The following is a 17,072-nucleotide window of genomic DNA, read 5'->3' on the forward strand; positions in this document are numbered from 1 at the left end:
AAGTTGATATTCTTTGTTTAAGCGAATAAAATATATATAATCTGCAATAAGGGGTATTATACTTGAATATAATTCGAGAGTGTCCTGTTCTTAAAAATTCAAAAAATATTGCACAGAAGGCTGAAAGCAAACAAAAACAGATTAGAAGAACTGAAAATGAATAAATTTTGAAATTTGTAAAAATCCCCCTGCGTAACATATTGCTTATGACGCTGCGTAATGAAATAAGATAGTGATGAAAGGAGGTGGAGGCTATGTCAAAATATACAACTGGAGAAATTGCAAAGCTCTGCGGTGTATCTGTCAGAACGGTACAGTATTATGATACCCGTAACATTCTAACACCCAGCGAGTTAACAGAGGGCGGAAGGAGACTTTATTCAGAAGAGGATTTAAAACGGATGAAGATTATCTGCTTTCTTCGTGATGCTGGCATTTCAATAAACAGCATAGGAGAGTTGTTGTCTGAACATGACCCTGGTAGTGTTATTTCCGTTTTGCTTGAACAACAAGAAAATATTCTGAAAGAAGAAATACATGAAAGACAAGTAAAACTTGATATGCTCGATGGTATTAAACAAGAACTAAAAACCATAGAAAATTTCTCCATTGAATCTATTGGTGATATAGCTTATGCGATGGAAAACAAAAAGAAAATGAGGAAACTACATGCTACCTTGTTGATTACAGGTCTTCCTATTAACATAATCCAATGGACATCTATTATTCTTTGGATAATTACAGGAATTTGGTGGCCGTTTGCTCTTTATGTTTTGGTAGCCATCCTATATGGAATTTGGGTCACTAAATTCTATTTCAAAAAAGTAGCATATATCTGTCCGCAATGCCATGAGGTTTTTAAGCCGAAGCTAAAGGAGGCTATTTTCGCAAGGCATACTCCTACTCTTAGAAACCTGACATGTACTTGCTGTGGGTATAAAGGCTTGTGTGTGGAAACCTATGGAGAGGAGGAAAAAGAATGAGTGAATTTATGGAATTACTTCCGTTTTTGCTTCCGTTGGCAATCGCAGAAATTGTTTTGTTGGGGTATACAATCTATCACATTTTAACCCATAAGAACTATAAAAGAGGCAATCGCACTTTGTGGCTTATTGTTGTGATTATTGGTATGCAGTTTATCGGACCAATTCTCTATTTCTTGCTTGGCAAGGAGGAATAAGATGAATGTACTAACAATACAAAACCTAATTAAGAGTTTTGGCAGTAAAAAAGTGCTTTGCGGACTTGAATTATCTGTTCAGGAACACAGCATTTTTGGGTTTATCGGTAAAAACGGAGCTGGAAAAACGACAACAATGAAAGCAATCCTTGGTCTTACAAAATGTGATAGTGGTGCAATCTATGTTATGGGAGAAAAAGTGCATTTTGGACAGACTAACACCAATAGGTATATCGGCTATTTGCCTGATGTTCCAGAATTTTATTCCTATATGACAGCGACAGAATATTTAACTCTCTGCGGTAATTTATGTGGAATGGATAAAGCAGATATTACAGCGAGAAGTACAGAGCTGTTGAAACTAGTTGGTCTTGGTCAGGAAAAACGGCGCATAAAAGGATTTTCAAGAGGAATGAAACAACGCTTGGGAATTGCACAAGCACTCCTAAATCGTCCAAAACTTTTAATCTGCGATGAACCGACATCAGCACTTGATCCAGCAGGGCGCAAGGAGATTTTGGATATACTTCTTGCAGCCAAAGAACAGACGACAATACTTTTTTCCACGCATATTCTTTCTGATGTAGAGCGTATCTGCACTGAGGTAGCTTTTTTGAATGACGGAAAAATTGCTATGCAAGGAACTATTGCAGAACTACGAAACAAGCAATCATCTAACGGATTTATTATTGAAATAGAGAAAAAAGAAGTTGCTGATATGCTTGCAGAGGCATTTAATGAACTTCAACATGCAGAGGAAAATGCGCTTATTTTTCAGGGAAACGAGAATCGTTTTTTTGATATGATGCAATATATTTCTGAAAACAGAATTCCTATACAAAAAATTGAACGATTAGAGCCTACGCTTGAAACTCTGTTTTTGGAGGTGACAAAATGAAATCTCTGTTAGCTCTTATGAGAAAAGAATATATGGAAGCTACACGAACGGGTAAAATTATGATTATTATATTACTATTTGTACTGTTCGGTATTATGAGTCCTGCGGTTGCGAAGCTAACACCATGGATGATGAAAATGCTATCTGACTCAATGGCAGAAAGTGGGTTGATTGTCACAAATGTTCAAGTGGATGCTTTGACTTCATGGACACAATTTTTTAAGAACATTCCGATTGCGCTGATTGCTTTTGTACTTATATTTAGCGATATATTTACTAAAGAATACAAATCTGGAACATTATTACTTGTGCTGACAAAAGGCTTGTCACGATATAAAGTTGTACTTGCAAAAACTGTGCTGTTGCTGTCAATTTGGACAGTTGGATATGAGATATGTTTTACCATTACTTATGGATACAATGAGTATTTTTGGGATAACAGTATTGCGAATAACTTATTTTTTTCAGCAACTATGTGGTGGATATTTGGCGTGTGGGTTATATGCCTTATTACTCTATTTTCATCATTGTTGAAGAATAACACAGGCGTTTCTTTGTGTATCGGAGGGACAGTACTATTGGCATATTTATTGAGTATCATACCGAAAGCAAAGTGGTATTCTCCTACTATATTGATGAATACCAACTCACTTTTGATGGGTGTAGAGGAAATAGACGCATATATAAAAGCTATAGTTATCACTGTTTTCTTGTGTATAGTATGCGTTGCTGTAAGTATTCCGATTATAAACAAGAGGCAGCTTTAAGTATGTGTATGAAGTATATGGATGCTTTGTCCTGTCTGCGGCAATAAAACCTGAACAATGATACAAGAAAATACTGAGATGAAAAACTTTCCTCTCTACTGTCCGAAGTGCAAGAAAGAAACAATCATCAATGTTCAAGATATGAAAATCACGCTTGCAGTCAGTAAATAATTATGTATGCCGCCGCTATGGGTAACGCCATAACGGCGGTTTTTTAATGCCTATCTGCTATCTCTATCAATGGATTTCTTACGCTGTTTTTGCGTAGGTTTCTGCTTGTTGCGTTCCTGTATCTCACGCAGATGTTTTAACACGCTCTGCTTTTCAGGCGGTCTGTGCTGTTCTTTAGCGGTGGCTGTTGGTTTCCTGCTGACTTGATATTCCCACTGGGCAAGGTCATGGTTATACTGTTCCACAACGCTTTCCATTTCTCGGAAAGTCCGCATAAATACCTGCACATCGGGATAACCGTCCCCTTTGAGCGTATCGGGGATTTTATCCAGCCTGTCGGCAATCTCCACTTCGGTTTCTTTGATTTTTACCTCCAACGCTTTTCGTTCTTTGCCTTTGAAAATTCCCTTTGTATTGGCAAGCTGCTGTTTCAACTGCGGCAAAACTTTATCCTGCAAGGTTTTGATTTCCCTTGCCCTATCCTGTACTTTTATCATCAGGTTTCTCATATGGCAAAACTCTGCCATATCAATGTCAAGCGTAGGCTTGGGTGGCATATCTTTCTCCCGAATAAGGTTTTGCAGAAAATCTTTTGCCTTTGCCACAATCCCACGGAACAGATTAGGCAGCCAACCTTTACTCTTGATGGATTGGCTTGCTTTTTCGTGTATCTCGGTCTGCTTGACTTCTAAAATCTTTGCTTCGGAAATACCTGATAACAACGCCATATCCGCTGTCCTGTTCCATTCCTGCCTTGCAGTGTTATCCGCTTCAATCTCGGCGGCTTTGGGATTGTTCTTGCCGATTTTCTTTGTGGGAAGATAAACGCTGTTCTTATCAAAGACCTTTAACTGCTGTTCGGGATCGGAAATATGGCGATTGATAAGGTCGGTGTAAATCTCCTTTACCTCCCGAAGAAAAGGCTCGCTTTTGAATTTATCATCTTTTACGGTAAAGAGGTGGCTTTCATAAATTTCTCCCTTTTTTATGACGGTGCAGCCTTTTCGTATCTGCCCGTCCTCCCCTGTGATTTCTTTCTTGGTGCGTACCCTTTTGCCTGTTTCATCATAGAACACGCTGCGTGTGGCTATCTTGATGTCAGGTTCAGGAAGCAGTTTTCTTTCGCTGAAGATAAGGTGGATATGATAGTTTGTCTTGCGTTTGTTGTGGTGGAGGGCTGACACGCACTCCACACCATACCGCCTGTGGAACTCCTCCGTAAAATCTTCAAGGACTTCCTGCGGCTCATATCTTATATATACTTCAGGCAGGGCGATAATTAATTCCCTTGCTTCAATACATTTGCCCTCTGTACCGCTTCGCTTAAATTCCTGCTGGCTTTCCCTTGCAAGGTTACTCCAAAATTCATTGTCGGCGGTGCGGTAGGTGGCATAGAGATTTTCCTGTCTTGCGTGGCTTGTGATATAGGATATTCTTCCCTTGACATTGGGTAGCTTCGACATCTGTATAAATGAATGTCTTGCCATATACTCCTTCCTCCCGTGACGGGCATACTCTTTTTGCAACCGAGAAATCGGTTGCCGCTGTTTCGGCGGCGTAAGCAGACGGACAGCGAAGAAAACAGTGTGCTGTTTTCTTCTGTATCATAGCGGCGGTGCATTGTCCGAAGCTGTGATACATAGCCCCCCTGCAAGGGCGAAATACCCAGAGTACAAATCGAAGATTTGTGCGAGGGGTGTATTTCGCTCTCAAACGCCGAGGGCTTGGAGAATGCTTATTCTACTTTGCGGACATCGTTTTCATTGAGCAGGTTTCTTCCCTGATTGACGCTCATAAATCGCTCTAAAGTATCTCTGCGGATAATCGCTTTTCTTCCGACCTTGAGGACGGGAAGTTTGCCCCAGTCTACCAACTTACGCATTGTATTTCTTCCGATACCCGTACATTCTGCGGCTTCTTCTATGGTTAAACCCATTTTGATGTTGCTCATTTTATCAACCTCCTTTCAAAATACGCATTTTGCAACTGTGTATCTGTAATTATACTTATTTTGCTATCTCTTGTCAACTTGTTTTGCAACTTATTAAGAAATATTTTTGTCTATTATTAAAATTCTAGTTGCAAAATAGGTTTTTCTATGTTATACTATCAGCAATAGGAGGTGAAAACCTTGAAAAAAGAAATTACATTCACCGCAAAACAGGTCGGTGAACGAGTGAAAGAACGCCGAACAGAATTAAACTTAACAATGCCCGAACTTGGTAAGCGTGTCGGGGTAAACAAATCTACCATTCAGAGATATGAAGCGGACGGAGTAGACCCGAAGCGTACAATGATTATCAACGGGCTGGCAGAAGCACTCCTGACCACTCCCGAATGGCTAACAGGACTTTCCGAAGATAAGGAATATGACAGCCGCACTTTATGTGCAAGGGATATGGAGGAACATATCAAAAATTATCTTGATACTGTTTCTTCTGTGGTAAAGGGAGAACCGCACCAACAACTGCTCACCACATTCCTCGGAAAGATGATTGACCTCTATACGGTTATGACTTATCACTTTGCAGACGCTATGTCTGAGGTTGACCGTGTAGCGGAGGACGAGGGCTTAAAGCAGTCCTTACGCCGCTATGCGATTGAGTCAGGGGCGATTATGGAAAGAGTTTACCGTAAAGAAATGGAACTTCCTATCGAGGATATGAAGCAGTTTTTAGATGGGATTTTACATATCTACGATGAGGGACGCACCGCTGTAAAGATGGGCGACCTGTTCGGGATAGTGACAGCAGCCGAGGAAAGGGTTGCTGAAAAAGAAAAATTCCGTGGCACTTTGACAAGTGAAAATGCCGATTGACATTCATCGGCATAAGTGACACTATTACTTTACGCACACCATATGTCACAGTCCCGATTGCCACGGATAGAAAGGAGAAATTTATCTATGGCAAAAGGTTCTGTAAGAAAAAAAGGTAAAAAGTGGTACGCACGCTTCTATATCGAAGATGAAAGCGGCAGAAAAGTACAGAAAGAGTTTGTGGGAACAGAAAGCAAGTCTGAAACCGAAGCCCTGCTCAGAAAAGCAATCGCTGACTATGAGGAAAAGAAATTCGTTGCGAAGTCTGAAAACATCACAGTTGGTATGCTGCTCGATCTGTGGGTGGAGGAAGAACTGAAACCCGGCAATCTCAGCAATGGTACGGTAATGTCCTATCAAGGAACGGTCAACCGTATCAAACAGCACCCGATAGGAAACCGAAAGCTGAAAACCGTAACCGCCGACCATTTACAGGCGTATATAGACTTTCTCAGCTTTGGCGGTACAAATCCTGACGGTACAACCGCAAAGGCACTCAGCAAAGGGTATCTCCGATTGTTTTCGGCTGTTTTACAAGGGGCGTTCCGTTTTGCGGTATTCCCGAAAAGACTGATAACCTTTAACCCGATGCAGTATGTGGTATGGCGAGGAAAGAAAGAAGAATACGAACTGTTCTCGGACGAGGACGGAGAAACTGCCTCCACACCAACGCTCAGCTACGAACAGTATCAGAGATTAGAGGACTTCCTGAAAAAGAAAAACAATCCTGCACTTCTTCCTATACAGATAGCCTATTATACAGGCTTGCGTATTGGAGAGGTCTGTGGTCTGACTTGGCAGGACATCAACCTTGAAGAACAATATCTGACAGTACGCCGCAGTATGCGTTACAACGGGGCAAGGCACAAAACAGAAATAGGGGCAACAAAGCGTAAAAAAATCCGCACCGTGGACTTTTGCGATACGCTTGCCGCAATCCTGAAATCTGCGAAAACAGAACAGCACAAAAACCGTTTCCGATACGGGGAACTGTATAGCCTTAATTACTATTTGGAGGTCAAAGAAAAAGACCGCACCTACTATGAGGTTTACAGTCTGCCGAGGTCGGAAGAAGTCCCAGAGGGGTACAAGGAATTATCCTTTGTCTGCCTTAGACCTGACGGGGCATTTGAAGCACCAAGTACGGTGGGGATTATGTGCAGGACAGCGAGAAAAAAGGTGGAGGGATTGGAGGACTTCCACTTCCATATGCTCAGACACACCTATACAAGCAATCTGCTTTCAAACGGTGCAGCACCTAAAGATGTGCAGGAACTTCTCGGACACGCTGATGTCAGTACCACAATGAATATTTACGCTCACGCTACAAGGGAAGCAAAGCGTACTTCCGCAAGGTTGCTGGATAAGGTAATCGGCGGAGAATAAAAATTTCCCTTGTTTCGGCTCATAAGGGCAAAAACAAGGGAAAATACATTAGGTTTGAACATTTAGTAGGCGATATGCCTTGAAAATACAGGGGTTATAGAGGATTGAATAGATAAACTGGAATTTATCTATTCGCATAATCAATCAAAATCTTTTTGCAACTACTGCAACGATAAGCTTCACAATGAGGGATTCCGCCTGAACCTTTACTCAATTCCAAATCGTCCGATTGTTTAATACGAAAAACTTTTGTCACATTATCAACTGCAAAAGTAATGTCTCGTGAGCTCATAAGGTATCCTCTTATCATTTCTTCACCACAATATGGACATTTCATACTGCTTTACCTCCTATAAATATCGATTTGCAGGGAACAATTCCTTGTCCCCTACACCATAATTACTATGTATTTGCATCTACAAACTTGAAGTTAGCGATTTCTTTTTCCGGTATTCTCTGTCCCACGGATTTCCTCATGATAGAAATAATCTACGATCACCGGATGTCCCTGCGGGACTCTGCCATAAGGCATTTCATTATCCACAAAGGCACAATCATACTTCTTAGCCATTTTCTCAGCTTTTACTTCAAGTGCTTCAAAGTAGCTGCGGTTATGCTTGTTATAGATCTCGTCGTAAAGTGGTACAAGATCAGGATATTTTCCGGCGATATAATCCATAATTGTCTTTTTGAAACCGCCTCGAAGATTGAGATTTTCGAGCCAGAACAGATCGCACTGATCCTTTACCCGCTCAAAGATTGCTTCAAAATCCGTGATACCGGGGAATACCGGGGATACGAAACAGACTGTACGGATACCTGCCTCATATACCTGCTTCATAGCAGAGATACGGCGCTCAATGCTCGAAGCAGAGTCCATATCGTTCTTGAAATTTTCATCCAGTGTGTTGATCGACCATGAAACGGTTACACGTCCAAGCTTCTTCAGCAGATCAATATCCCGTACCACAAGATCCGACTTTGTGCAGATCAGAATATTTGCGTCAATGCCGATCAGCTGCTCCAGAAGTTTTCTGGTATTCCCGAATTGCTCCTCCTGTGGATTGTAGCCATCTGTCACAGAACCGATGACCACCCGCTGTCCAGCATATTTCTTCGGATTTTTAATTTCCGGCCAATGCTTCACATCAAGGAAAGTGCCCCATTCCTCCTTGTGCCCGGTAAAGCGCTTCATAAAAGAAGCATAGCAATACTTGCAGGCATGTGTACAGCCCACATAGGGATTGACCGAGTAACCGCCTACCGGCAGACTAGACTTAGTCATGATGTTCTTTGTTTCCACCTCTCGAATGAGGATTCCATTTATTACTTCTTCCATGATTTCTGTACCTCTAACACTTTATTAAATTCTTCCGGCATTTCCTGAATCATATTTTCATCCCCTATGATAGGGACAAGGTCTTCCTTCATAAACACCGGAATGCCGAGCTTATGTGCCTGGTCCGCCAGAGACCATGCCCATTCCGGCTCCGTATGAATCTTCCTGCTCTGAGCTCCGGTCATGGTGCCCACAACGATCCAATTGATTCCGGAAAGGTCAACTGTGCCGGGATCGTCGAATAACGGCTCAAAGGTAACATGGTAATGTTTTGCTCTGACGTTTTTCCGAAGGGCGTCGATACGCCACAGTTCTGCTTTCCTCGTCACCGTAACGCCAAACCATGCGTTTTCCAGATCGGTATCAAAATCCAGCAAATCAGGTCGCTTGGTAAGGAACAGGAACTGATGCTGTGGATTTTCACGGATCTTTGCAAATACCTCGTCTCTCCATTCCGGCTTCCATCCGGAGAGATCGCTCATCCCGGTAAGAAGAAAATTCTGCGGACGTTTCTTTTCCATCATCTTGAGCTTACCCGGAAAGAATTCAGGGTCAGCGAAGTCATCAATCATATGCCAGCGTTTCACGTTGTTGCGGGCATAGCAATATGCACACCCCACTGTGCAGCCAATGACGATATTCATGTTCTGAATCTGATCTTTGATACAAATACTCATGACTTCTGCCACTCCTCAAGATTCTTTCTGATGCGGTCGAGGCATTCCTCAAACCTGGTAATTTCTTTCTCTGAAAAACCTTTGTAGTAAATACTGCCCATCTCATCAGATACAGAATCGTACTCGCCCTTTAAGGCATGTGCTTTCTCAGTCAGAAACAGGAGTGTTTTCCTTTTGTCCGTTTCAGACTGAACACGGCTTATCAGCCCTTGATTTTCCATTCTTTCCAGCATCGTAGTAAGAGATGTTATCGCTAATCCGCATTTAGTCGAGAGTGACCTGATTGAGATACCATCCTCCTGCCACAGCACATAAAGAATACGTCCCTGAGCTCCATTAAACGCATCAATATTCTTTTCACTGAGAATCTTCTCGAAAATCCGGTCTCCAAGCTGTTTTATTTTGGTGACAAGAAATCCTCCATTCATTTCCATACAAAAGCTCCTATATAGTAGTTTATTAAAAAAATACTATATAGGAGCTTTATTGTCAACAGTTTATATGTATTAATAGGTAAATTCCGTTTTTTTCAATTCTCCAAACTGGAATTTGATAAGCTCCTCTAAGAGATTATGTTTCAATTTTCTTCTATGTATTTCACTACTCTATCTATATTTCCGCTTTCATATTCATCATGTGTTAATTTGAAACACTCATCCTTACTAACACTGCTGTAGTCTATATACCTAGCAATATCTTCTGGAATTAAAAATAAGTTTACTCCTTCTCGTTTCAGCGATTGTAAATCTCCGTGATTGACATCAACAATTACTTCCGCTTCCCAATTTTTTGCTTTAATTACAGACTGTAAATTTTCTTTTAATACAGCACTTCTCTTTTTTTTAAAAATATTAAAATGTCCATCATATCCAACCTGTGAATTTCTCCCATTAGTTACATAGGGTACAATGGCTATTTTTTTTATCATTAACTTTTCCTCCTTTTCCACTTCTTATAACTTCAGATTTGATAAATTCATATCCACATTATAGCATAAAAATAACGACACTGTATATCACTCTAATAACATACAATGCCGTTGCTTTTATCTCAAAAGACACCTTACAAACTTTCGTTTGCAAGTGTCTTTTTCGTGTCATAAGGTATCCTCCCACTCTTCGAGCAGGTCCCTCCTTATGACTAAGAGTGGACTAGACGGGAGTCGAACCCGTGTCCAAAAACCTTTCCCCTGTTCTTCTACTATCATAGTCAGTTGTTTGAATTTCCCGCAAGTTATCGAAAACTAACATCCTATAACTCTTGGTAGCTTCATAGTACTCCTAAATACGCAAAGCTTAATATTTAGGGTTCCCTACTAAAGTCGATGCCAATGTCCGGACCGTAGGCCTTCCAGGATTGACAGCTGCCTTTAATTAGGCAGCGTAAGCTAAATTATCTTCAGCGTTTAATTTTAAGTTGTGATTTAACGCATCTCCCTGCGGATAGCTTCACCAGATTCCAAGCCCCTGTCGAAACCAGTACTAGCCCTTACTGGATTATTTGTATAATAATTGTTTATTATCTTTATAATTATGAAGTATCTTTCTCCTGATGTCAAGTCCTATTCGTAAACTATTTTAACTCACGAAACTATTTTAACCATTCCAATTCAAATATCATACTTTTTTATAACATATTTTTTCTCCAGCCATATTGTGTATTATTATTTATAACATAATTCTTTTTCACATATATATCTTCCTATTATTTAAATACATTCCTCTTCCCTGCATATTTTTCCATTTTCTGCATATGATTATTAAGAAGATTAAAAATATTATATGATTAGATTGGAGTTTTTATGTACAGGCGTTTAAATATTTATCTTATTATTGGTGCTGTTTTCACTATTATTACAGGCACTCTGTTGCACTTTGTTTATGAATGGTCAGGGGAAAGTCTGTTTGTTGGGATTTTTTCTCCCATCAACGAAAGTGTATGGGAGCATTTGAAGTTGTTGTTTTTCCCTATGTCTGTTTGGATTCTTATTGGGTATTTTATTTTTGGAAAAAAATTCAAAACTTACATTCCTTCTGCAGTTATTGGCATTCTTTCAGGCATGATTCTTATTCCAATGTGGTTTTACACTTATACTGTGTTTACCGGCAAACCGATTCTTTTTCTTGATATTTTATCTTTTATTATTAGTGTTTGTGTTGCCTTTTTTATAACAGCACATTTAATTGAAAATTATAATATCCCATACCTTACTCCAAAACTTGGATTTCTGATATGGGATATTATCTTTGCTTTATTTATTATTTTTACACTTTATCAGCCTGATTTTCCGCTGTTTATAAGTTATTAGTCCTGCTTGCGATAGTATGAGAACCAATATGCAATACCTGTTGCGCAACCACCGATAATATTACCGATTGTTACAACTAAAAGGTTCTTTACAATAAAATTAAACCATGTAAGTCCTGCTGTTTCCAAGCCAAGGTTTCCATATGCCATCTTTGAAAAAAGACCACCTGAAATGTAACTCATATTGGCTACACTATGCTCAAATCCGCAGATTACGAATACCATAATTGGAAGGAATAGACCTATAATCTTTCCTCCTACTGTCTTGGATGTCGCTGCCATCATTACTGCAACGCATACAAGGATGTTACACAAAATTGCCCTAAAAAACATTTCCTGAATACTTAAATTACACTTTGTTGTTGCAATTGAAATTACGCTTTTTGCAACACTGCTATTAAACATTGAATAAATGTTTCCTAATGTAAAAAATCCTGTAACAAAAATTGAACCTACAAAGTTTCCAATGTAAACTACTATCCAGTTCTTTAACATCTGTCCTACTGTAATGTTCTTAGACAATACAGACATAATCAATAAGTTGTTTCCTGTAAATAATTCTGTTCCATTAATAATTACCATGGCAAGTCCTGCCGGGAATACTAATGATGTTATAACTTTTGCAACTGATGAATTAGTGACCGTTGATGAAGCTATTGTTGCTGCTGTTCCGGCTAAAGCAATAAACATACCTGCCAAAAATGCTAATACAAACATTCTTCCAAGTGGCATTGTTGTTTTTCCTTTTCCGCCATTAATGTAGTTTTTTGTTGCTTCTTTTACTGATATCATTCTTCCGTACCTTTCAAAATTATTTTTTACCCGAAGAATAATGATACTACTTTTTCAGTTGCCCGTAAACTGTTATTTTTATGAATCTAATTCCATTTTTTCACTAATTATTATTTAGTGTTTTTAGTGTCTAATTCACTATCAATGTATTCACAGGCACCTATTGCTGCAACTGCTCCATCGCTGGCTGCAGTTGTAAGCTGACGGACGTTCTTTGTTCTACAATCACCCGCCGTAAAAATTCCTCTTGATTCTGTTTTGCAATCCTCACCTGCAACAACATAACCTTTGTCGTCAAGTTCCACAACTTCTTCAAAATCATAATTGTCCGGTTCCTGACCTACTGCAATAAAAAGACCTGAAACCTGAATATCTTTTTCTGAACCATCAACTGAATTTTTTACAGTGATTCCTTCAACCTTATCGTCGCCTATTAATTTTACAACATTGCTGTTCCAAACCATTTCAATATTATCTTTTTCAGATATTGCTTTTGCAATTTTTTCTTCACCACGAAGCTTGTCCCTTCTGTGAATAATATATACCTTATTGCAATAGTTTGAGAGAAACATTGCATCTTCCAATGCTGTATTTCCACCACCTACTACTGCAACATCTCTACCTCTAAAAAACATACCATCGCAAGTTGCACAATATGAAACACCTGAACCAATAAGTTCTTTTTCTTTATCAAGTTTTAATGATCTGTTTTTTGCACCTGTGGCAATAATTATAGCTTTTGTTTCGTAAGTTTCTTTATTTGTAACAACTTCTTTCAAAACTCCATTATTTTTAATTTCCACAGCTTTTTCATACTTAATTTCGGCACCAAGACTTTTTGCCTGATTAAAAAGATTTGTGGCAAACTCAAAACCTGATGTCTTAATTATTCCCGGATAATTCTCAACTTCAGGAGTGTTCACAATCTGACCACCATAATTCTTCTCTTCTAAAAGCAAAACCTTCTTGCCTGAACGCACACCGTAAATCGCTGCTGACATTCCGGCTGTACCTGCTCCTATAATTACAATATCGTACATAAGCATAATGAAATCCTTCCTTACTAAATCGTTATCAAATTATTTTAATAAATCTAAAATTTCATCCTTTGTGCAGGCACCAATAGTCTTGTTTGCTATCTCACCATTTTCAAAAACAATTAATGTAGGAATAGACATAATATTATACTGAATAGAAATTTCAGGTTCCTTGTCTACATCAACCTTGCAAACCTTAACATCAGTTAATTCCTCTCCTAACTCTTCAATAATAGGAGAAACCATCTGACATGGTCCACACCAAGTTGCCCAAAAATCAACCAAAACTTTTTTATCAGATTTTAAAACTTCGCTTTCAAAGTTTTCTTTTGTTAAATGTAATACTGCCATAAAATGACCTCCTTTCAAATCATGCCTTTCTCCTTGCGGAAAAACTTTTGTTGCAAACACGTTGATTCATCTCATTTTGCTCCGTCGTCTATTGCAAAATTTCGAGAATCCGCCTATTGTTTGCGTCCAAAAGTTTTTCTGCAAGATCTGAAAAGACATACCTTTTGTACAAGTAATAGTATACCCTTTTTTCTCTACTTAACCAATAGGATTTTAACTCTTTTTTTGCACTATTGTATTTCACCCCACGGCTGAAAATTCTAATAGAAAGTGCTCTGAAGCCGTCGGTCCTTAGAAGGTAGGGTAGCGAAGCTGCCATAGCTTCTTAGTACCGCTACGAGCTGAAGGCAGCGGGAGCGTGCTTTCGTTAGAATTTTCAGCCGAGGGGTGGGAAATTCAACTCTGCCAATAGCCCTTAGTACCGCTACGAGCTGAAGGCAGCGGGAGCGTGCTTTCGTTAGAATTTTCAGCCGTGGGGTTGGAAGTACAACTCTGCCAAAAGCCTAAATTTCCTTCACTATTTGGATTATCAGTGTCGGCACAAACGCAATCCCCAGTATTTCCAATATGTTTACTGCCGTAAAGTCTGCTATTTCAAATAACCCGTGTAATTGTGGTACAAACAATACTATTGATATGAATGCTATTCCTGCCACAAATGCCATTATTTGATATGGATTTGTTTTCAGTTTTAATTTTCTTATGCTTTCTTTTCCTCTGCAGTTAAATCCGTGGAATAGTCTGGCTATAGTTAGTGTTGCAAATGCCATTGTGGTAGCAAGGGCTGTATTTGTTTTCAATCCAATGTAGTATGCTGACATTGTTGCTATTCCTATCAATGCTCCCTGCAATATTATTTTTATTATAAAGTATTTTGTTAGGATTCCTTCTTTTGGATTACGTGGTTTTTCTTTTAATAACGAATCATCTGAAGGCTCCATTCCTATTGCTATTGCCGGAAGTGAGTCTGTTAGAAGATTTATAAACAAAAGGTGTATTGCTGTAAATGGCATTGACAGTCCTACAATTGATGCATATAAAACACACAATATTCCTGCCATATTTCCTGATAATAAAAACATTATGGCATTTTTTATGTTTCTATATACATTTCTTCCGTTTGCCACTGCTTTTATTATTGTTGCAAAATTATCATCTGCTAATATCATTGATGAGGCGTCTTTTGAAACTTCCGTTCCGGTTATACCCATTGCCACACCTATGTCTGCTTTCTTTAGTGCCGGTGCATCGTTTACACCGTCTCCTGTCATTGAAACAACATTGCCGTGTTTCTGCCAGGCTTCAACTATTCGTATTTTATTTTCAGGAGAGACTCTGGCATAAACTGATATTCTATTAATTTTTTCATATAATTCCTCATTTGACATTTCATCAAGTTCCAAACCTGTTACTGCCAAATCCCCATCATTATAAATTCCTATTTTCTTTGCTATTGCTATGGCTGTGATTTTGTGGTCGCCTGTTATCATAACGGTTTTTATACCTGCTTCTTTTGCCTTTTGTACAGCTTCAACTGACTCCTCTCTTGGTGGATCAATCATAGCAATTAAGCCTAAGAAAATAAAATCTTTCTCATTTTCAATTGTCAAATCCTCATCTGTTTCTTTGTAAGCAAAAGAAAGAACTCTTAATCCCTGATTTGAAAATTTCTCATTAACTTTTAAGATTTCTTCTATGTCACTTTGAGAAATTTCTCTAACCTGATTGTTTTTTCTTATTTTTATGCATCTATTAAGCAAAACATCCAAAGCACCTTTTGTAAGAACTGTTTCCTTGTCGTGTAATTTACATTTTACACTCATTAATTTTCTATCTGAGTCAAAAGGAATCTCCTGCAATCTTGGAATTGCTCTTCTTACATCTTCTTCATTTAACATTTTTTCGTTAAAATCATTATTTTCAACTGTACTATCTTCAAATTTCTTATATCCATCATTTCCAATTCTAAAATTTTCGACTTTTATATTTCTGAACATTTCAAGTAAAGCATATTCTGTAGGATCACCTATACCTTTTCCGTCCACTATTGATGAATCATTACTTAATATTGCATTATATACAAGGTCTCTGTGTAATTGATTTTTCAAATCAAGCTGGTTAGGACTTATAATATCTCCGTCCACATAAACCTTTTCAACTGTCATTTTGTTCTGTGTTAATGTACCTGTTTTATCCGAGCAAATAACAGATACACAGCCCAGACTTTCAACTGCTTTCAGGTCCTTTATTATGGCATTTTCAGAAGCCATCCTACCTGTTCCTATAGCCTGCACTATTGTTACTATTGAGCCTAATGCCTCCGGTATTGCTGCAACTGCAAGTGCCACTGCAAACATTAATGAATCTATAAGGCTAACATTTCTAATTAAGCATAAAACAAAAACTACCGCAGAAATAATCATAATTCCAATTGCCAGTCTTCCGCTAAACTGATCAAGGCTTTTTTGAAGCGGTGTTTTTCTTTCTTTAGCTTTATTCATTAAGCCGGCTATTTTTCCTATTTCTGTATTCATTCCTGTTTCCGTAACAAGAACTTCCGCCCTGCCATAAACTACAAGACTTCCTGAATAAACCATGTTAACTCTGTCTGCCAGTGGAATATCACCTTCTAATGCTTTGTCTGTTTTCTCCACATTGGTTGATTCCCCTGTAAGTGAGCTTTCATTAACCTGCAAAGAATAATTATTGATTATTCTTCCATCTGCAACTATTAAATCTCCTGCTTCCAACACTAAAATGTCACCCGGCACAACTTCCTTAGAAGGTATTTGAATTTTAATACCATTTCTCATTATCTTTGCACTTGGAGAAGATAGTTGTTTAAGACTTTCTAAAGACTTCTCAGCTTTAATATGCTGTACTGTTCCAAGAATGCTATTCATTATAAGCACTGCAATTATTACAATTGTACTTTCAGGGTTTTCAGAAAATGCAGATATAACTGCCGCAATAATAAGAATAATAACAAGTAAATCACAGAACTGGCTTAAAAATACCTGTAGCACACTTTTCTTCTTTGCTTCCTCTAATAAGTTTTCTCCAACCTTTTCTCTTATTTGTAAAACCTGCTCATCGCTTAATCCTTTCTCTGTAACGTTCATTTTTTTCATAAGTTCGTTAGAATCAACTTTCCAACTTTCAATCATTTTGGCACCTCCATTTTTCATTTTGAACCTATTTTTTCTTTGGTGCTATTTTTACACGATTTTTAATATCGTATAATTATCTCAAATGCTTTTCAATTTTTTGATAAGCAAAAAAAGAACGAGACTTTTTTCGCACCAAAATAATGCGATAAAAGTCTCGTTCCTATTTCAATATACTTCCC

Annotated in this window: 19 protein-coding genes and 1 other RNA gene; 8 read left to right on the forward strand and 12 right to left on the reverse strand. The window is 38.5% G+C overall.

Features of this window, described 5'->3' with window-relative positions; translation table 11 throughout:
- Positions 1-254: 254 nt before the first annotated feature.
- The 5 genes from NQ558_RS09680 to NQ558_RS09700 are packed head-to-tail and all read left to right on the forward strand — an operon-like array spanning position 255 to position 3,016.
- The gene (locus tag NQ558_RS09680; RefSeq protein WP_005360914.1) at positions 255-983 is read left to right on the forward strand and encodes a MerR family transcriptional regulator; all 729 of its coding nucleotides are present in this window, start codon (positions 255-257) and stop codon (positions 981-983) included.
- A complete protein-coding gene (locus NQ558_RS09685) occupies positions 980-1,180 on the forward strand; it encodes a PLDc N-terminal domain-containing protein (protein ID WP_005360913.1) in 201 nt (66 codons plus the stop codon). The genes NQ558_RS09680 and NQ558_RS09685 overlap by 4 nt, the downstream gene beginning before the upstream one ends.
- A gap of 1 nt (position 1,181) precedes the next feature.
- A complete protein-coding gene (locus tag NQ558_RS09690) occupies positions 1,182-2,078 on the forward strand; it encodes an ABC transporter ATP-binding protein (protein WP_005360910.1) in 897 nt (298 codons plus the stop codon).
- Positions 2,075-2,845, forward strand: coding sequence for an ABC transporter permease subunit (locus NQ558_RS09695; protein WP_005360908.1), 771 nt, complete (start codon positions 2,075-2,077; stop codon positions 2,843-2,845). The genes NQ558_RS09690 and NQ558_RS09695 overlap by 4 nt, the downstream gene beginning before the upstream one ends.
- A gap of 57 nt (positions 2,846-2,902) precedes the next feature.
- Positions 2,903-3,016, forward strand: coding sequence for a cysteine-rich KTR domain-containing protein (locus NQ558_RS09700; protein ID WP_228775907.1), 114 nt, complete (start codon positions 2,903-2,905; stop codon positions 3,014-3,016).
- 50 nt (positions 3,017-3,066) lie between these two features.
- On the opposite strand, the gene NQ558_RS09705 is transcribed toward NQ558_RS09700, so the two are convergent.
- Positions 3,067-4,503, reverse strand: coding sequence for a MobA/MobL family protein (locus tag NQ558_RS09705; protein WP_005360905.1), 1,437 nt, complete (start codon positions 4,501-4,503; stop codon positions 3,067-3,069).
- A 248-nt stretch (positions 4,504-4,751) separates the two neighbouring features.
- A complete protein-coding gene (locus tag NQ558_RS09710; RefSeq protein ID WP_004612412.1) occupies positions 4,752-4,967 on the reverse strand; it encodes a helix-turn-helix domain-containing protein in 216 nt (71 codons plus the stop codon).
- Positions 4,968-5,138: 171 nt separating this feature from the next.
- Here NQ558_RS09710 and NQ558_RS09715 point away from each other — a divergent pair, with 171 nt between their 5' ends.
- Positions 5,139-5,834, forward strand: coding sequence for a helix-turn-helix domain-containing protein (locus NQ558_RS09715; RefSeq protein WP_434470676.1), 696 nt, complete (start codon positions 5,139-5,141; stop codon positions 5,832-5,834).
- An 87-nt stretch (positions 5,835-5,921) separates the two neighbouring features.
- Positions 5,922-7,220 (forward strand): tyrosine-type recombinase/integrase, encoded by a 1,299-nt coding sequence (locus NQ558_RS09720; protein ID WP_005360896.1) that lies wholly within the window; start codon positions 5,922-5,924, stop codon positions 7,218-7,220.
- 124 nt (positions 7,221-7,344) lie between these two features.
- Here NQ558_RS09720 and NQ558_RS09725 read toward each other — a convergent pair whose 3' ends face one another.
- The 6 genes from NQ558_RS09725 to ssrA all read right to left on the reverse strand — a co-directional run bounded on the left by NQ558_RS09725 (position 7,345) and on the right by ssrA (position 10,724).
- Positions 7,345-7,557, reverse strand: a complete 213-nt coding sequence (locus NQ558_RS09725) for a PF20097 family protein (protein WP_005360889.1) — start codon at positions 7,555-7,557, stop codon at positions 7,345-7,347.
- A 93-nt stretch (positions 7,558-7,650) separates the two neighbouring features.
- Entirely contained in the window at positions 7,651-8,559 is a 909-nt protein-coding gene (locus tag NQ558_RS09730; RefSeq protein WP_005360881.1) for a radical SAM mobile pair protein B, read from the reverse strand.
- Positions 8,547-9,236 (reverse strand): radical SAM mobile pair protein A, encoded by a 690-nt coding sequence (locus NQ558_RS09735; RefSeq protein ID WP_040446408.1) that lies wholly within the window; start codon positions 9,234-9,236, stop codon positions 8,547-8,549. The genes NQ558_RS09730 and NQ558_RS09735 overlap by 13 nt, the downstream gene beginning before the upstream one ends.
- Complete coding sequence (locus NQ558_RS09740; RefSeq protein ID WP_259907491.1) at positions 9,233-9,670, reverse strand: radical SAM mobile pair system MarR family transcriptional regulator; 438 nt, start codon at positions 9,668-9,670, stop codon at positions 9,233-9,235. Before NQ558_RS09740 ends, NQ558_RS09735 begins: the two co-directional genes overlap by 4 nt.
- 143 nt (positions 9,671-9,813) lie before the next feature.
- Complete coding sequence (locus NQ558_RS09745; protein WP_005360878.1) at positions 9,814-10,164, reverse strand: hypothetical protein; 351 nt, start codon at positions 10,162-10,164, stop codon at positions 9,814-9,816.
- Between the two features lie 216 nt (positions 10,165-10,380).
- Positions 10,381-10,724, reverse strand: a transfer-messenger RNA (tmRNA) gene (gene ssrA, locus NQ558_RS09750).
- A 313-nt stretch (positions 10,725-11,037) separates the two neighbouring features.
- Between ssrA and NQ558_RS09755 the strand changes: the two genes are divergently transcribed.
- Complete coding sequence (locus NQ558_RS09755; protein ID WP_005360872.1) at positions 11,038-11,544, forward strand: DUF6512 family protein; 507 nt, start codon at positions 11,038-11,040, stop codon at positions 11,542-11,544.
- On the opposite strand, the gene NQ558_RS09760 is transcribed toward NQ558_RS09755, so the two are convergent.
- The 4 genes from NQ558_RS09760 to NQ558_RS09775 form a co-directional block, all read right to left on the reverse strand.
- Entirely contained in the window at positions 11,541-12,335 is a 795-nt protein-coding gene (locus NQ558_RS09760; RefSeq protein WP_005360869.1) for a formate/nitrite transporter family protein, read from the reverse strand. The two genes, NQ558_RS09755 and NQ558_RS09760, sit on opposite strands and share 4 nt — an antisense overlap.
- 110 nt (positions 12,336-12,445) lie before the next feature.
- Complete coding sequence (gene trxB / locus NQ558_RS09765; RefSeq protein ID WP_005360867.1) at positions 12,446-13,381, reverse strand: thioredoxin-disulfide reductase; 936 nt, start codon at positions 13,379-13,381, stop codon at positions 12,446-12,448.
- Positions 13,382-13,414: 33 nt separating this feature from the next.
- Positions 13,415-13,723, reverse strand: coding sequence for a thioredoxin (gene trxA / locus NQ558_RS09770; RefSeq protein WP_005360864.1), 309 nt, complete (start codon positions 13,721-13,723; stop codon positions 13,415-13,417).
- 503 nt (positions 13,724-14,226) lie between these two features.
- Positions 14,227-16,890, reverse strand: a complete 2,664-nt coding sequence (locus NQ558_RS09775) for a cation-translocating P-type ATPase (protein ID WP_040446405.1) — start codon at positions 16,888-16,890, stop codon at positions 14,227-14,229.
- Positions 16,891-17,072: the final 182 nt, after the last annotated feature.

This window comes from Eubacterium ventriosum, from assembly GCF_025150745.1.
Taxonomy (GTDB): Bacteria; Bacillota; Clostridia; order Lachnospirales; family Lachnospiraceae; genus Eubacterium_G; species Eubacterium_G ventriosum.

Bases quoted from the DNA above. Each gene is read 5' to 3' on its own strand.
- NQ558_RS09760 (WP_005360869.1), bottom strand. From the start codon at position 12,335: ATGATATCAGTAAAAGAAGCAACAAAAAACTACATTAATGGCGGAAAA.
- trxA (WP_005360864.1), bottom strand. From the start codon at position 13,723: ATGGCAGTATTACATTTAACAAAAGAAAACTTTGAAAGCGAAGTTTTA.
- NQ558_RS09725 (WP_005360889.1), bottom strand. From the start codon at position 7,557: ATGAAATGTCCATATTGTGGTGAAGAAATGATAAGAGGATACCTTATG.
- NQ558_RS09720 (WP_005360896.1), top strand. From the start codon at position 5,922: ATGGCAAAAGGTTCTGTAAGAAAAAAAGGTAAAAAGTGGTACGCACGC.
- NQ558_RS09705 (WP_005360905.1), bottom strand. From the start codon at position 4,503: ATGGCAAGACATTCATTTATACAGATGTCGAAGCTACCCAATGTCAAG.
- NQ558_RS09730 (WP_005360881.1), bottom strand. From the start codon at position 8,559: ATGGAAGAAGTAATAAATGGAATCCTCATTCGAGAGGTGGAAACAAAG.
- NQ558_RS09745 (WP_005360878.1), bottom strand. From the start codon at position 10,164: ATGATAAAAAAAATAGCCATTGTACCCTATGTAACTAATGGGAGAAAT.
- trxB (WP_005360867.1), bottom strand. From the start codon at position 13,381: ATGCTTATGTACGATATTGTAATTATAGGAGCAGGTACAGCCGGAATG.
- NQ558_RS09775 (WP_040446405.1), bottom strand. From the start codon at position 16,890: ATGATTGAAAGTTGGAAAGTTGATTCTAACGAACTTATGAAAAAAATG.
- NQ558_RS09695 (WP_005360908.1), top strand. From the start codon at position 2,075: ATGAAATCTCTGTTAGCTCTTATGAGAAAAGAATATATGGAAGCTACA.
- NQ558_RS09755 (WP_005360872.1), top strand. From the start codon at position 11,038: ATGTACAGGCGTTTAAATATTTATCTTATTATTGGTGCTGTTTTCACT.
- NQ558_RS09710 (WP_004612412.1), bottom strand. From the start codon at position 4,967: ATGAGCAACATCAAAATGGGTTTAACCATAGAAGAAGCCGCAGAATGT.
- NQ558_RS09685 (WP_005360913.1), top strand. From the start codon at position 980: ATGAGTGAATTTATGGAATTACTTCCGTTTTTGCTTCCGTTGGCAATC.
- NQ558_RS09680 (WP_005360914.1), top strand. From the start codon at position 255: ATGTCAAAATATACAACTGGAGAAATTGCAAAGCTCTGCGGTGTATCT.
- NQ558_RS09740 (WP_259907491.1), bottom strand. From the start codon at position 9,670: ATGGAAATGAATGGAGGATTTCTTGTCACCAAAATAAAACAGCTTGGA.
- NQ558_RS09700 (WP_228775907.1), top strand. From the start codon at position 2,903: ATGATACAAGAAAATACTGAGATGAAAAACTTTCCTCTCTACTGTCCG.
- NQ558_RS09690 (WP_005360910.1), top strand. From the start codon at position 1,182: ATGAATGTACTAACAATACAAAACCTAATTAAGAGTTTTGGCAGTAAA.
- NQ558_RS09735 (WP_040446408.1), bottom strand. From the start codon at position 9,236: ATGAGTATTTGTATCAAAGATCAGATTCAGAACATGAATATCGTCATT.